General features: G+C 69.8%; 14 protein-coding genes and 1 pseudogene. 9 read left to right on the forward strand and 6 right to left on the reverse strand.

Translation table 11 applies throughout. From position 1 onward, the window contains the following. Positions 1–2 precede the first annotated feature (2 nt). Both glpK and glpD read left to right on the forward strand, forming a co-directional pair. Positions 3–1,523, forward strand: coding sequence for a glycerol kinase GlpK (glpK, locus tag ACWEO7_RS12775; protein WP_452423154.1), 1,521 nt, complete (start codon positions 3–5; stop codon positions 1,521–1,523). Positions 1,524–1,574: 51 nt separating this feature from the next. Then, entirely contained in the window at positions 1,575–3,254 is a 1,680-nt protein-coding gene (glpD, locus tag ACWEO7_RS12780) for a glycerol-3-phosphate dehydrogenase (RefSeq protein WP_452423156.1), read from the forward strand. A gap of 48 nt (positions 3,255–3,302) precedes the next feature. Here the strand turns inward: glpD and ACWEO7_RS12785 are convergent, their stop codons facing one another. Beyond that, positions 3,303–3,467 (reverse strand): hypothetical protein, encoded by a 165-nt coding sequence (locus ACWEO7_RS12785; protein ID WP_452423158.1) that lies wholly within the window; start codon positions 3,465–3,467, stop codon positions 3,303–3,305. A 114-nt stretch (positions 3,468–3,581) separates the two neighbouring features. Between ACWEO7_RS12785 and ACWEO7_RS12790 the strand changes: the two are divergent. Continuing rightward, positions 3,582–4,256, forward strand: a pseudogene (locus ACWEO7_RS12790) (class I SAM-dependent methyltransferase). Between the two features lie 10 nt (positions 4,257–4,266). Here the strand turns inward: ACWEO7_RS12790 and ACWEO7_RS12795 are convergent. Further along, a complete protein-coding gene (locus tag ACWEO7_RS12795; RefSeq protein ID WP_452423160.1) occupies positions 4,267–5,529 on the reverse strand; it encodes an acyl-CoA dehydrogenase family protein in 1,263 nt (420 codons plus the stop codon). Between the two features lie 190 nt (positions 5,530–5,719). Continuing rightward, complete coding sequence (locus tag ACWEO7_RS12800) at positions 5,720–6,124, reverse strand: GNAT family N-acetyltransferase (RefSeq protein ID WP_452423162.1); 405 nt, start codon at positions 6,122–6,124, stop codon at positions 5,720–5,722. A 195-nt stretch (positions 6,125–6,319) separates the two neighbouring features. Between ACWEO7_RS12800 and ACWEO7_RS12805 the strand changes: the two genes are divergently transcribed. Continuing rightward, complete coding sequence (locus tag ACWEO7_RS12805) at positions 6,320–7,543, forward strand: L,D-transpeptidase (RefSeq protein ID WP_452423164.1); 1,224 nt, start codon at positions 6,320–6,322, stop codon at positions 7,541–7,543. 245 nt (positions 7,544–7,788) lie between these two features. Here the strand turns inward: ACWEO7_RS12805 and ACWEO7_RS12810 are convergent, their stop codons facing one another. Continuing rightward, a complete protein-coding gene (locus ACWEO7_RS12810) occupies positions 7,789–8,259 on the reverse strand; it encodes a winged helix-turn-helix transcriptional regulator (protein ID WP_452423165.1) in 471 nt (156 codons plus the stop codon). A gap of 106 nt (positions 8,260–8,365) precedes the next feature. Between ACWEO7_RS12810 and ACWEO7_RS12815 the strand changes: the two genes are divergently transcribed. Then, the gene (locus tag ACWEO7_RS12815) at positions 8,366–9,619 is read left to right on the forward strand and encodes a cytochrome P450 (protein WP_452423167.1); all 1,254 of its coding nucleotides are present in this window, start codon (positions 8,366–8,368) and stop codon (positions 9,617–9,619) included. A 1-nt stretch (position 9,620) separates the two neighbouring features. Here the strand turns inward: ACWEO7_RS12815 and ACWEO7_RS12820 are convergent, their stop codons facing one another. Continuing rightward, on the reverse strand, positions 9,621–10,274 hold the full coding sequence (locus ACWEO7_RS12820) for an SDR family NAD(P)-dependent oxidoreductase (protein ID WP_452423169.1): 654 nt from the start codon (positions 10,272–10,274) through the stop codon (positions 9,621–9,623). Between the two features lie 31 nt (positions 10,275–10,305). Beyond that, positions 10,306–10,758 (reverse strand): SRPBCC family protein, encoded by a 453-nt coding sequence (locus ACWEO7_RS12825; RefSeq protein ID WP_355075977.1) that lies wholly within the window; start codon positions 10,756–10,758, stop codon positions 10,306–10,308. A gap of 419 nt (positions 10,759–11,177) precedes the next feature. Here ACWEO7_RS12825 and ACWEO7_RS12830 point away from each other — a divergent pair, with 419 nt between their 5' ends. The 4 genes from ACWEO7_RS12830 to crcB are packed head-to-tail and all read left to right on the forward strand — an operon-like array spanning position 11,178 to position 13,357. After that, positions 11,178–11,930: a flavin monoamine oxidase family protein gene (locus ACWEO7_RS12830; RefSeq protein ID WP_452423171.1), complete on the forward strand. Its 753-nt coding sequence runs from the start codon at positions 11,178–11,180 to the stop codon at positions 11,928–11,930. A 58-nt stretch (positions 11,931–11,988) separates the two neighbouring features. Next, a complete protein-coding gene (locus ACWEO7_RS12835) occupies positions 11,989–12,438 on the forward strand; it encodes a universal stress protein (protein ID WP_452423173.1) in 450 nt (149 codons plus the stop codon). A gap of 59 nt (positions 12,439–12,497) precedes the next feature. Further along, positions 12,498–12,992, forward strand: coding sequence for a fluoride efflux transporter FluC (locus ACWEO7_RS12840; RefSeq protein ID WP_452423175.1), 495 nt, complete (start codon positions 12,498–12,500; stop codon positions 12,990–12,992). Next, complete coding sequence (gene crcB, locus ACWEO7_RS12845) at positions 12,989–13,357, forward strand: fluoride efflux transporter CrcB (protein ID WP_452423177.1); 369 nt, start codon at positions 12,989–12,991, stop codon at positions 13,355–13,357. Before ACWEO7_RS12840 ends, crcB begins: the two co-directional genes overlap by 4 nt. The last annotated feature ends 57 nt before the right edge of the window (positions 13,358–13,414 follow it).

Below are 13,414 nucleotides of genomic sequence, written 5' to 3' on the forward strand. Positions count from 1 at the left end.
CGATGAGCCAGTACGTCGGCGCCATCGACCAGGGCACCACGAGCACCCGCTTCATGGTGTTCGATCACGGTGGCAACGAGGTCGCCCGCCACCAGCTCGAGCACGAGCAGATCCTGCCGCGCCCGGGCTGGGTGGAGCACAATCCGACCGAGATCTGGGAGCGCACCCGCGCGGTCATCCAGACCACCTTGACCAAGGCCGATCTGGTCGCGAGCGACCTGGCCGCGGTCGGCGTCACCAACCAGCGCGAGACCACGGTGGTGTGGAACCGCAAGACCGGGCGGCCGTACTGCAACGCGATCGTCTGGCAGGACACCCGCACCGACCGGATCGCCGCCGAGCTGGAACGAGCCGGGCACGGCGACATCATCCGGCGCAAGGCGGGCCTGCCGCCCGCCACGTACTTCTCCGGCGGCAAGCTGCGTTGGATCCTGGACAACGTCCCCGGGGTGGCGGAGGACGCCGAACGCGGCGACGCGCTGTTCGGCACCACCGACACCTGGCTGCTGTGGCAGCTGACCGGCGGTGTCGACGGCGGCGTGCACATCACCGACCCGACCAACGCCAGCCGCACCATGCTGATGAACCTGGAGACCCTGGACTGGGACGACGAACTGCTGTCCCTGTTCGGGGTGCCGCGCGCGATGCTGCCCCGGATCGCTCCCTCGGCGAACCCGGAACTGTTCGGCACCACCCGCGCCGACGGACCGTTCGGCGGCGCGGTGCCGCTGGCGGGCGTGCTCGGCGACCAGCAGGCCGCCACCGTCGGACAGGTCTGCTTCCGTCCCGGCGAGGCGAAGAACACCTACGGCACCGGCAACTTCCTGCTCCTCAACACCGGAACCGAGATCGTGCGCTCGCAGCACGGCCTGCTGACCACGGTGGCCTACCAGTTGGGCGGGGAGAAGCCGGTGTACGCGCTGGAAGGTTCCATCGCGGTGACCGGCTCGGCGGTGCAGTGGCTGCGCGACCAGCTGGGCATCATCTCCGGTGCGGCGCAGAGCGAATCGCTCGCCCGGCAGGCCGAGGACAACGGCGGGGTGTATTTCGTGCCCGCGTTCTCCGGACTGTTCGCGCCGTACTGGCGCTCGGACGCGCGCGGCGCGATCGTCGGTCTGTCCCGCTACAGCACCAACGCCCATCTCGCGCGGGCGACGCTGGAATCGATCTGCTACCAGACCCGCGACGTGGTCGAGGCGATGCAGGCCGACTCCGGCGTGCGGCTGGACGTGCTGCGGGTGGACGGCGGCGTCACCGCCAACGAGCTGTGCATGCAGCTGCAGGCCGACTTCCTCGGTGTGCCGGTGTCGCGTCCGGTGGTCGCCGAGACCACCGCGCTCGGCGCGGCCTACGCGGCGGGGCTCGCGGTCGGCTTCTGGAACGACACCGACGAGCTGGAACAGAACTGGAACGAAGCCAAGCGCTGGCATCCGACCTGGTCGGAGGAACAGCGCGAGCGTGGCTACGCGCGCTGGAAGAAGGCCGTCACCCGCACCCTCGACTGGATCGACGTCGACGAATGAGGGGCGACGCCGTCCTACCCGAATAACCCCGAAACAAGGAGAGATACCGCTGTGTCCGCACGATTGGACGCCCAGTACCGCGCCCGCGCGGTGAACGCACTCGGCGACACCGAGATCGATGTACTCGTCATCGGCGGCGGCGTGGTCGGCGCGGGCGCCGCCCTCGACGCCGCCGCCCGCGGCCTCACCGTGACCCTGGTGGAGGCCAGGGACTTCGCGGCAGGCACCTCCAGCCGCTCCAGCAAGCTCATCCACGGCGGGCTGCGCTACCTGGAGCAGCTGGACTTCTGGCTGGTGCGGGAGGCGCTGAAGGAACGCGGCCTGCTGTTGCGCCGGCTGGCCCCGCACCTGGTGCGGCCGGTGTCGTTCCTGCTGCCGCTGCGGCATCGCGTCTGGGAACGCGCCTACATCGGCGCGGGCGTCGCCCTGTACGACACGATCGGCGGCGCCCGCGCCTTGCCGATGCATCGGCACCTGTCGCACACCCGCGCGCTGGAGTTGGCGCCCGCGCTGCGCGAGGACGCGCTGACCGGCGCGATCCGGTACTTCGACGCGCAGGTCGACGACGCCAGACACACGATGATGGTCGCGCGTACCGCCGCTCAGCACGGCGCGACCGTGCTCACCCGCACCAAGGTGACGGCGCTGCTGCGCGACGGCGAGCGCGTCGTGGGCGCGGAGGTCACCGACCTGGAAACCGGCCGGGTGCACACGGTGCGCGCGCGCCGGGTGATCAGCGCCACCGGCGTGTGGACCGACGAGATGAACCGGATGACCGGCGTCGAGTTCCCGTTCCACGTCCGCATGTCGAAAGGCGTGCACATCCTGGTGCCGCGTCATCGCCTGCATCTGGACACCGGCCTGATCATGCGCACCGAGAAGAGCGTGCTGTTCGTCATCCCGTGGCACGGCCACTGGATCATCGGCACCACCGATACGGACTGGTCGCTGAGCAAGGACCATCCGGCCGCCAGCGACGCCGACGTGCAATACCTGCTCGACCACGTCAACCAGGTGCTGCGCGAGCCGCTCACCCGCGACGACATCGTCGGCACGTACGCGGGGCTGCGCCCGCTGCTGTCCGGCGCGTCGGCCGACACCGCGACGCTCTCGCGGGAGCACGCGGTCGCCGAACCGGCTCCCGGTCTGTTCGTGATCGCGGGCGGCAAGTACACCACCTACCGGGTGATGGCCGCCGACGTCGTGGACGCGGCGGTGGCGGGACTGGGCCGCGCGGTCGCGCCGTCGGTGACCGAGCACCTGCCGATCCTCGGCGCGGTGGGTTATCAGGAACTCGCGGCCGACCTCGACAGCCTTGCGCAACGCGCGGGCCTGCCGCGGGCGACGGTCGAGCGTCTGCTCGGCCGCTACGGTTCGGCGATCACCGACCTGTTCGACCTGATCGCCCGCGAACCGGACCTGGGCCGTCCGCTCACCGGCGCGCCGGAGTACCTCGGCGCGGAGGCGGTGTACGCGGTGACGCACGAAGGCGCGCTGCACCTGGACGACGTGCTCACCCGCCGCACCCGCGTATCCATCGAGGCCGCCGACCGCGGTCTGGCCGCCGCGCCCGAGGTGGCCTGGCTGATCGGCGCGCACCTCGGCTGGGACGCCGCCGCCACCGAGCGGGAGATCACCCGGTACCGCGAGCGGGTGCACGCCGAACTGGCCGCCAACCAGGCGGCCGACGACGAATCCGCCAACGCGGCCCGGATGGTCGCCATCGCGTGAGCGCGGTCGCGTGGCACGGTTTCCGCGTGGAACCGTGCCACGCCGTGCTCACCGATCCATTCCGCCGTGGCCGCGCGGGGTCGACTCATCGGTCTCGAGCTGCTCACCGGTCGGGTGCTCGTCGGCGTGCGTCGGTTTGGTGTGCTCCTCGGCGAAATCCGCGTCCTGCTGCATCGACTCCGCCGTTTCGGGATCGATATTCGGTGTGCTCATACCCAGCGCGTACCCGCGACCATCGCGTCGACGCAGTCCACATGCTCCGGACCTGGCACAACTCCCGACCGTGTCGGGTTGACCTCAACGGTGGTTGAGGATGAAGCAGGTGGCATGACTCGTCCAGCTGAAGCATGGAACATCGTCTATGACAACGACACCGCCCCTTGGGTGATCGGCGAGCCGCAACCGGCCATTGTCGCGCTGGAGCGGGAGGGCGGCATCACCGGCCGCGTGCTCGACCCGGGCTGCGGCACGGGTGAGCACACGATCCTGCTGACCCGACTGTGATACGACGTGCGCGGAATAGATATGTCGCCGAGCGCGGTGGCGTGCGCGCGCGCCAACGCGGCCGAGCAGGGTGTGCCATCCGCCTCGTTCGAGGTGGCGGACGCGCTGGCCCTCGGCGACCGGCCGGACTTCTCCGGTGACCCGCCCGGCTCCGCGCCCGCGTTCGACACCGTCGTCGACAGCGCGTTGTTCCACGTCTTCGGGACCGAGGACGAGGCGCGCGCCGCATACGTCCGCAGCTTGCACGCGGTCTGCAAGCCAGGCGGCACGGTCTATGTCCTCGCGCTTTCGGATGCCGAGCCGGGGTTCGGCCCACGGATCAGCGACACCGTGATCCGGGATTCGTTCCGCGACGGCTGGACGCTGGAGGACCTGCGAGCCACCAAGTACCGCGGACGGGTCACCGAAGTGGTGGCCCAAGAGGCGGCGGACTTGGACATCTCCGAGTCCGGCAAGGTCGACGCCGCCGCCTGGCTGGCCCGCATCCGCCGCCTTTGAACCGTCCGCTTCACACCCCCTTCGGCGCTTTGCCGCCCATGAAGCCGAACAGGTAGCCCGCGACGCGCCGCATCTGGATCTCCTCGGCGCCCTCGGTGATCCGGTAGCGCCGGTGGTGGCGGTAGATGTGCTCGAACGGCTTGTGCCGGGAGTAGCCGAGGCCGCCGTGCACCTGCATGGCGCGGTCCGCGGCCTCGCAGCACAACCGGTTGGCCCAGTAGTTGCACATCGAGACCTGCTCGGAGACGGCGAACGTGCCGTAGGTGTCCATCGACCAAGCGGTCTTGTGAATGAGGGCGCGCAACATCTCGCACTGGGTGTGCAGTTCCACCAAGGGGAACTGGATCGCCTGGTTGGTGGCCAACGGCTTGCCGAAGGGCTTGCGCTGTTTGGCGTACGCCACCGACTGGTCGATGCAGTACTGCGCCGCGCCGAGACTGGACGCGGCCTGGCGGATGCGGTTCTCGTTGAAGAAGTGCTGGACCACCGCCAAGCCGCGTCCCTCGCCGCCGAAGACGGCGGAGTCCGGGACCCGGACGCCGTCCAGCGCGACCCGGGCGTGGTCGGTGGGCATGTTGAAGGTCCAGAGGTACTCCTCGACGACGAACCCGGGTGCGTCGGTGGGCACCAGGAACGCCGTGATGCCGGTCGCGTCGCCGGGGCCGCCCGAGGTGCGCGCGAAGATCAGATCGGCGTCGGCGATGTGCACGCCGGTGTTCCAGGTCTTGCGCCCGGTGATCACCCAGTCGTCGCCGTCGCGGACCGCCGAGGTCTCCATGTGCGTCGCGTCGGAGCCGTGCTCGGGCTCGGTGATGCCGAAGGCGAAGAACTTCGTTCCCGAGGCCAGTCCGTCCACCCACTCCGCCTGCTGCTCGGGCGTGCCGTACTCGAGCATGAGCAACAGGCCGACGTTGTTGGCCACGATCGCGTGCTCGTTCTGCAGATCGCAGTGCAATCCGAGGCCACGCCGGGCCAAGTACTCGCGGATCACGGCCATGCCGAGGTTGGTGCCGTCCCGCCCGCCGTAGTGCGCGGGGAACGCGTAGCGCAGGTGACCGGCTGCGTCGGCGCGCCTGCGGACCTCCGCCAGCAGCTCCTCCCACTCCTCGTTCGGCAGGCCGCCGCGCTCCCAGTCGGTGCGTGCGTCCTCGCGGCGGTGGTCGAAGAAGCGGATGTTGTCGTCGGCCTGCTCGAGCGGGGCGATCTCCCGATCGATGAACGCGTCGAGTTCGGCGAGGTAATCGACCAGTTCCGCAGGTAGCTCGAAATCCATCGGGCATTCACCCTTTCGCAGTGTGCCGCAACCCCGCGGGCGGGGCGGGTAGCAGCGTCTCCTCGAGCAGCTCGGCGAGCGAGTCCAGCAACTCCGCTGCCGATGGGCGATTCCGCATTCGTTCCCCTCGGTCGACTCCGGCCCTCAGCATGGCACGCGCCGACGTGGTCCCGATCGGTACTTTCGGCCGTCACCCGTGGCCGCGCAGTCGCAAAAGTCCGGCTGTCGTGGCGCGGAAACCACAGGCATCGAAGTAGAACGGCGCGAGGCGATCCTCGAAATCGACGTGCAACCAGGTGCGGCCCGCCGTCCTGGCGCCTTGCGCGGCGTTGGCGACGAGTTCGGTGCCGATGCCTCGATGCTGCCACTCGGACCGCACCTTCGGGTCGAGCAGGAACGCGTGGTCGCCGCCGTCCCACGCCACGTTGACGAAACCGGCAAGCGAGTTATCGCCGGTCCGGGCGGTGACCCAGCCGAGGCTGTGCCGCGCCGCGCGGTCCCACCATCCCGGGTCCGCGTCGCCGCCGTGCAATCTCGTCAAGTCGGCCAGTTCGCTGTCGGTCAGAGCGCCTCGCCATCGGTAGTCGATCTCCATACGCCGCGACGGTAGAAAGGTCGACCGCCCGGGAGCCAGCGGTTTTCCGCCGAGGCCCTTCCTGTGTAGTGGCTGGGAGTCTGCCGTGGGCAGCGCTCCGCACGGGTTCGCGCGCGAGACGGGTCGGTAAACTGCGAGGGGGATATACAGGCGCGAATGCGCCATTCGTTGCGCTGGGCGGATACAGGAGATTTCATGGCGACCAGTCGCGTCCGATCCGGAATCGTCGCGGGGCTCGCCCTGATCATGGCGGTGCTCGTGGCGGCGTGCTCATCCTCGTCGGGGCCGGGGAAGACACCGGGTGCGGCGGGCCCAGCGCCCGCGCCGATCACGATCACCCCCTCCTCCGGCGCGGGCAATGTCGATCCGCTGGCGCCGGTGCAGGTGAGCACCGCCGACGGCCAGCTGACCCGGGTCACCATGACCAACGAGCAGGGCAAGACGGTCGACGGGATCATGACGCCGGACAAGACGGCGTGGAAACCCATCGAGCCGCTCGGCTACGGCCGCACCTACTCGGTGACCGCGGAGGGTTTGAGCATCACCGGCAGAACCGGCCCGGCCACCTCGACCTTCTCCACACTGACCCCCAACAATCAGACGAAGGTGTCCCTGGCCACCACGGGTGGCATCCCACTGTCCGACGGCGGCACGTTCGGCGTGGGCACCGTGGTGGTGGCCCACTTCGACGAGAACATTCCCGACCACGCCGCCGCCGAGAAGCACCTCGCGGTCACCACCGATCCGCCGGTGGAGGGCTCCTGGTACTGGCTGGACGACCGCAACGCGCACTGGCGCCCGAGGGAGTACTACACGCCGGGCACCAAGGTCAGCGTGGCGGCGAACGTCTACGGCCAGGAACTCGGCCGCGGGCTCTACGGCCAGGAGGACACCAAGACCACGTTCACCATCGGCGCGGCGCACGTCTCGATCGCCGATGACAACACCAAACAGGTCCAGGTCTTCGAGAACGGCAGGCTGATCCGCACCATGCCGACCTCGATGGGCAGGGGCGGCAGCGAGGTCGTCGGTGGCAAGACGATCACGTTCTGGACCCAGCCCGGGATCTACACGGTCATGGACAAGGCCAATCCGGTGATCATGGATTCCTCCACCTACGGACTGCCGATCAACTCCCGGCTCGGCTACAAGGAGGCCATCGGCTGGGCCACCCGGATCAGCACCGACGGCATCTATTTGCACCAGCTCGACTCCACCGTCTGGGCCCAGGGCAACACCGACGTCTCGCACGGCTGCCTCAACCTCAGCGGCGAGAACGCCCAGTGGTTCTTCAATTTCGCCGTCCCCGGTGACGTGGTGGAGATCCGCAACACCGGCGGAGCCCCGCTGGAGGTCTGGCAGAACGGCGACTGGGGTGTGCCCTGGGATCAGTGGGTGCAGGGCAGCGCGCTCCACTAGACCCGACACGCTGCCCGGTGTTGCCGATGGTGGGAAGCTGCACTACATTCCTGCACTCGCGAGACCACCCGGTCTCCCATCCCTGCGCGACGTTCCCGCGACGGCACCGCGTGGGACCCGCGTTGACGATCGGAGCCGGCTCGATGGCGATGCTGCTGTACTACCTACTCCTACCGCTGTACTTGGCCGAGGGATTCGTCAACCTGCTGGATTGAGCGCGGAGCGAGTCGGGGTTCACGGATCCCTCAACCGGCTTGTTCGGCCCCGGGTGGCTGGTGGAAGCCGGGCCCGGCCTTGGGTTCCACATCGCGCGGATCGATCGGTTCGCGGCAGTGGTCGCAGACCAGCATGGGTGAGGTCTCGTGTCCGCAGGTGCGATGTTCCAGGACGATCGGCCTGCCCTCCGGCCCGGTCAGGTGGTTGTCGCCCCACACCATCATCGCGGTGACGATCGGATACAGTTCGCGGCCCGCTCCGGTGAGGTGATAGTCGATCCGGCCGCCGCCGTGGTCGGTGCGGGTGAAGATGCCCGCGTCGATCAGCATGCGCAGGCGGCTGGTGAGCAGGTTGCGGTTGGTGATGCCGATATTGCGCGCGAAATCGCTGAAGCGGTGCACCCCGAAGAACGCCTCGGCGATGAGCAGGATGGTCCACCGGTCGCCGAGTAGTTCGACGACGCGGGTGACCGAATCGTCGACCGGGCGCCGCAGTGTCATGGCGACATTTTCGCATCCCACAACGGTATTGCTTTCCTACCGACGGTATCGGAATAATACCGAGCAAGACCGGCGCCCGCTCCGGGCCGGACAGCTGGGAGTGTCGATGACGACCATGAACCACCCGACCGACGACTACGTGCGCCTGCTCGACCCCGCCGTGCGGCCGGACCCGTACCCCGTCTTCGCACGGCTGCGTGACTCCGGCTCGTTCCGGATCGGCACGGCTCCGGTCGTCGTGCTCACCCGCTACGCCGACTGCGCCGCCGTGCTGCGCGATCCGCGCGCGAGCGTCGACCGGTCGCTGGCCCGGCTGCAGCTGGGCTCGATGCCGATCCACGACGGCACGCGGGAAGACGGTGCGGCCCAAGCGAAACCCTCGTTCTTGTTCCTGGATCCGCCCGATCACACTCGCCTGCGCCGCCTGGTGTCCAAGGCGTTCACCCCGCGCGTGGTGCGGCAACTGGAGCCTCGGATCATCGAGATCGTCGACGACCTGCTCGACCAGCGCGCCCGTGCGGGGAGCTTCGACGCCGTCGATCACTTCGCCTATCCCCTGCCGGTGACCGTGATCTGCGAACTACTCGGCGTCCCGCTGGCGGACGAAGCCAAGCTCAGCGCCTGGTCCGCCCTGCTGTCCCGCACGCTCGACCCGACTTCTCGCGCGGCCGCCCAGTTCCGCGCCGACCCGGCGGAGATTCAGCGCGCCGGGACCGAGTTGTACGCCTACTTCGAAGAACTCACCGACCGCCGCCGCCACGCTCCCGGCCCCGATCTGCTGTCCGAACTCATCGCCGCCGAAGACGCCGGAGACGTGCTCACCCATGCGGAACTGATCTCGACCTGCGCACTGCTGCTGGTCGCCGGGCACGAGACGACGGTCAACCTGATCGCCAACGCGACCCTCGCCCTGCTGCGCAGGCCGGACGAACTCGCCGCCCTCCGCGCGGACCCTGACCGCGCGGCCGGCGTCGTCGAAGAGACGCTGCGCTTCGACCCGCCGGTCCAGTTGATCCCGCGCATCGCCGCCGACGATCTGACCATCGGCGGCACGGACATTCAGCGCGGCGATCTGGTGGTGCTGCTGATCGCCGCCGCGCACCGCGACCCCGCGATGTTCGGCGACCCCGACGGATTCGACCCGGCGCGCGAGAACCGCCATCTGGCCTTCGGCCTCGGGGCTCACTTCTGCGTCGGCGCTCCCCTGGCCCGCCTGGAGGCGCGGGTGGCGTTGACCCGGTTCGCGCAACGAGTCGAGGCACCGCGGCTGACGGTCGACCCGCCACCGTATCGGGAGCACGTCAATCTGCGCGGGCCCGCGCACTTGCCCATCGAGTTCGCGGCGATCCGGCCCAGGTAGGTCAGCCGTCGTAGGAGACGTGCGGCGTCCATCCCTCGGCGGGGCGCGTGGCCGCCGCGTACAGCGCCCCGGCGACCCGGTCCCGGGTGAACGCTCCCTCGCCGAGAACGCCGTTGATCTGCACCGCGACCGCTCGGATGCCCTCGGGCGCGAGGGTGGTGTCCACACTGGTCACCAGGTTGCGCACCGCCGCCTTCTGGACACCGAGCGAAGCGGCCCGATGCCAGGGCTTGTCCGCTGCCGCGCTGCCGGTGACCAGCACGCGGGCGCCCTCGGACAGGAAGGGACGCGCCGCTTGCACGGCGGGCAGCAGCGCCCCGGCGCCCACGGTGAGGTCCTCGAGCAACTCGGCGACCGACAGCCGCAACGGATCGGCCTCGCGGAAGACGCTGGGATTGAAGTGCAGCACGTCGATGCGGCCGTGCCGCTCGCCCATCCCCGCGACGACTCGGGCCACGTCGGCGGGATCGCGCAGATCCACGCCGACGCCCTCCGCGTCGAAGCCCTGCTCGCGCAATTGTTCGGCCAGAGGCTCGGCCTCTTCGGACAACCGGCAGGCCAGCACGGCGGTGAAGCCGTCGGCGGCGAACAGGCGGGCGACCGACAGCCCGACGCCGGGACCGGCGCCGAGCACGAGGAGTACGGGACCGGTCATGCTTTCCCGCCTCGGGTCTCGTGCGTCCCGATCATTCGACGACGGCCTTGATCCGGTTGAGGGTCTCGCGCATTCCCTCGACGTTCGTCTTGCCGCGCGCCCACCCGGCCAGCAACCAATACAGCCGCAGCACCGGATTGCTGTGCAGCTGAAACGACTCGGTGACCTCGGTGCCGCCGTCCACCGGGCGGAAAACATAGCGCCACGTGTTGATCGGCATGCCCTGTGGTCCGAGCACGGTGAAGGCGAACTCGCGACCCGGCTCGCACGCGACGATGCGGCACACCGTCGCGTATTTCAGTCCCCAGCCGTTGCGGTTGACATGGCCGCGGAACTTCACGCCGACCGCGGGCCCGGTCGCGCCGCCGAGCCACTCGGCGGCGAACGTCTCCGGACTGAATCGCCCGGTGTTCTCGATGTCGCTGACCAGTTCCCAGATCTTGTCGGCCGGGGCGGCCATCCGGACCGTGACGCTGTCGTGCATGCGCCGAACGCTAGCAGGCGGTCCGGACGCCACCCCCGGCTCCGACCGGGCCGCGGCCAAGCGGGCCGCCCAGCCGTCCACGTCCGCCAGCCGCTGGCCCGGCCGCAGTACCCAGCAGGCGGCGAGCAGATCATGACCGAAGTGCGCCAGGGCCGTGTGCTCCGGCCAGTATTCGCGGGTCCACTCCGGGTCGTCGGTCGCCGAGTCGATGCCGCTGCGCACCACGCCGACCAACTCGAACTGCAGATGCTGGACCAGCACCCACGCTTCGGCGTCCATCGGCTTACGGCGCAGCCGGTCGAGCAGGGCGCGCGCGGTGGTGCGCACCCGGTCTTCCAGCCGGCGAAAGGTGCGCCGGTGCCCGCGGGGTGCGACGCCGTGCAGCGCGAGCACGGCGACGGCGACACCGAGCAGAGACGGTGAACCGCCTGTTCGTCGACGGCGCCGACGGGCCCGCGCTGGCCATCGCCGCCGAACTGGGGGACGCGGTGCGTCTCGGCGCGCCGGTGACACGTATCCGCAGGCAGGCGGATGGCGTTGTGGTGAGTGCCGACTCCGGTGACGTGCACGCCGAGCACGTGATCGTGGCGGTGCCGCCCACCCTCGCCGGACGTATCACCTACGATCCGCCGCTGCCCGCCGCGCGCGACCAATTGACCCAGCGCATGCCGATGGGCTCGGTGCTGAAAGCGTTCGCCGTCTACGAGCGGCCGTTCTGGCGGGACGACCTGCTCACCGGCCAATCGCTGAACCTGCACGATCCGGTGCCGGTCACCTTCGACGCGACCCGGCCCGGCGGTCCGGGCGTACTCGGCGCGCTGGTGCCCGGCCGGGCAGCTCAGCGGCTGGCCGCCCTGCCCCCGGCCGAGCGACGCGCCATGATCATCGGTTCGCTCGTCCGTGCCTTCGGGCACGCCGCCCGCGAGCCGATCGAGTGGCACGAGAAGGTCTGGGCGGACGATCCGTACACGCGCGGCGGCTACGGGGCCTTCTTCCCCCCGGGCGTCCTGACCACCGCGGGCTCCGCGCTGCGCGTCCCTGTCGGTGCGATCCACTGGGCCGGAAGCGAAACCGCGACGGAGTGGTCGGGCTACATCGAGGGAGCGATCCGCTCGGGCGAGCGCGCGGCCGCCGAAGTGCTCGCGGCGGATCGCTCCACGGCCACGGCGTGATTGCCACGGTGTTGCTGGAACGCTGGCTCTGGCCCAGCCGAGGGATCACAATGGAGAGGTGTTCCAGCGGATCGTGGTGGGTTACGACGATTCACCGGGCGCCAGGGCCGCCTTGACGATGGCGCTCGAGTTGGCGACGGTGCACCACGCCACGCTCACGGTCGTCGCGGTCGAGGAGTACCTGCCGCACTACGGACCGGTGGTCGGCGAGATCGAGGACGAACGCTCGATCGGCGAGTTGACCTGCCGCCGCTGGCTCACCACGGCCGCCGAGACCGCCGAACGGCACGGCATAGCGGTGCGGGCCGAGGTGCGCGCGGGTCAGGCCGCGCGCGAACTGGCCACGGCCGCCGCCGATCACGATGCCGACCTGCTGGTGCTTGGGCGCACCGGGCACTCGGGCATCTGGGGGCGGTTCATGGGCAGCACCGCGGAGAAGGCCGCCCGGCACGTCGGTTGCTCGGTTCTCGTCGCGCACGACGGCGCCGGAGAGGCCGAGCGCCGATGAGTGCGGCGGCGTGGTGACCGGCGGTGGCGCCGCCGCGGACGGTCGGGTAGAAGATCTGCGTGGCGGGTGAACTGACCGAGGAACCGACCGGCATCGCCGATCGCGCGCGTGGCCGCGCTCGCCGGTGGGAATTCTGGCGTACCCACGGCCCGGTATCGGTCGTCGTCGCCTTCGGCGGGGCGCTCGGCGCGCTCGCCCGCTACGGCCTGGCGCAGGGGTTGCCCGCTCGCCCCGGGCATTTCCCGCTGGCCACCTTCGTCACGAATGTCGCGGGATGTTTCGCGATCGGAGTGCTCATGGTCGCGGTAACCGAGATCTGGGCTGCTCATCGGTTGCTGCGTCCCTTTCTCGGAGTGGGTGTGCTGGGCGGGTTCACCACCTTCTCCACCTACGTCAACGAGATCCGCGCCCTACTGCGGCCCGGCACGATCGTCGTCGCGGCCGGTTATCTGGCGGGCACGCTGATCTGCGCCCTGTCGGCGACCCTCGCCGCCATGTGGCTCACCAGGGCGGGATACGAACGCCTGCGACGCGCGCGAAAGGCGGCTCGATGACGGTGTTGCTGGTCCTGGTGGGCGGCGCGATCGGCGCACCGCTGCGGTATCTCATCGATCGCGTGGTGCAGGATCGCCGCGACAGCCTGTTCCCGTGGGGCACCTTCATGGTCAACCTGCTCGGGTGTCTCGTCCTCGGCGCCCTCAGCGGAGCGGGATCGGCGCTGTCCTCGCCGCTTTTCCTGCTGCTCGGCACCGGGTTCTGCGGAGCGCTGACCACGTACAGCACGTTCAGCTACGAAACCGTGCGCCTGGCCGAGCGGGCCGCGTATTTCTACGCGGCGATGAACGTGGTCGTCAGTGTCTCCGCGGGGTTGATCGCCACCGTGTCGACTTATGCGTTGGTGCACGCCCTGTTCGGGTGAGGCGTTCCGTCGATTACCTCTGCGACGTGATCCAGCTCACTCGGCTGCCCTGTCGCG

This window comes from Nocardia sp. NPDC004260 (genome assembly GCF_053603155.1).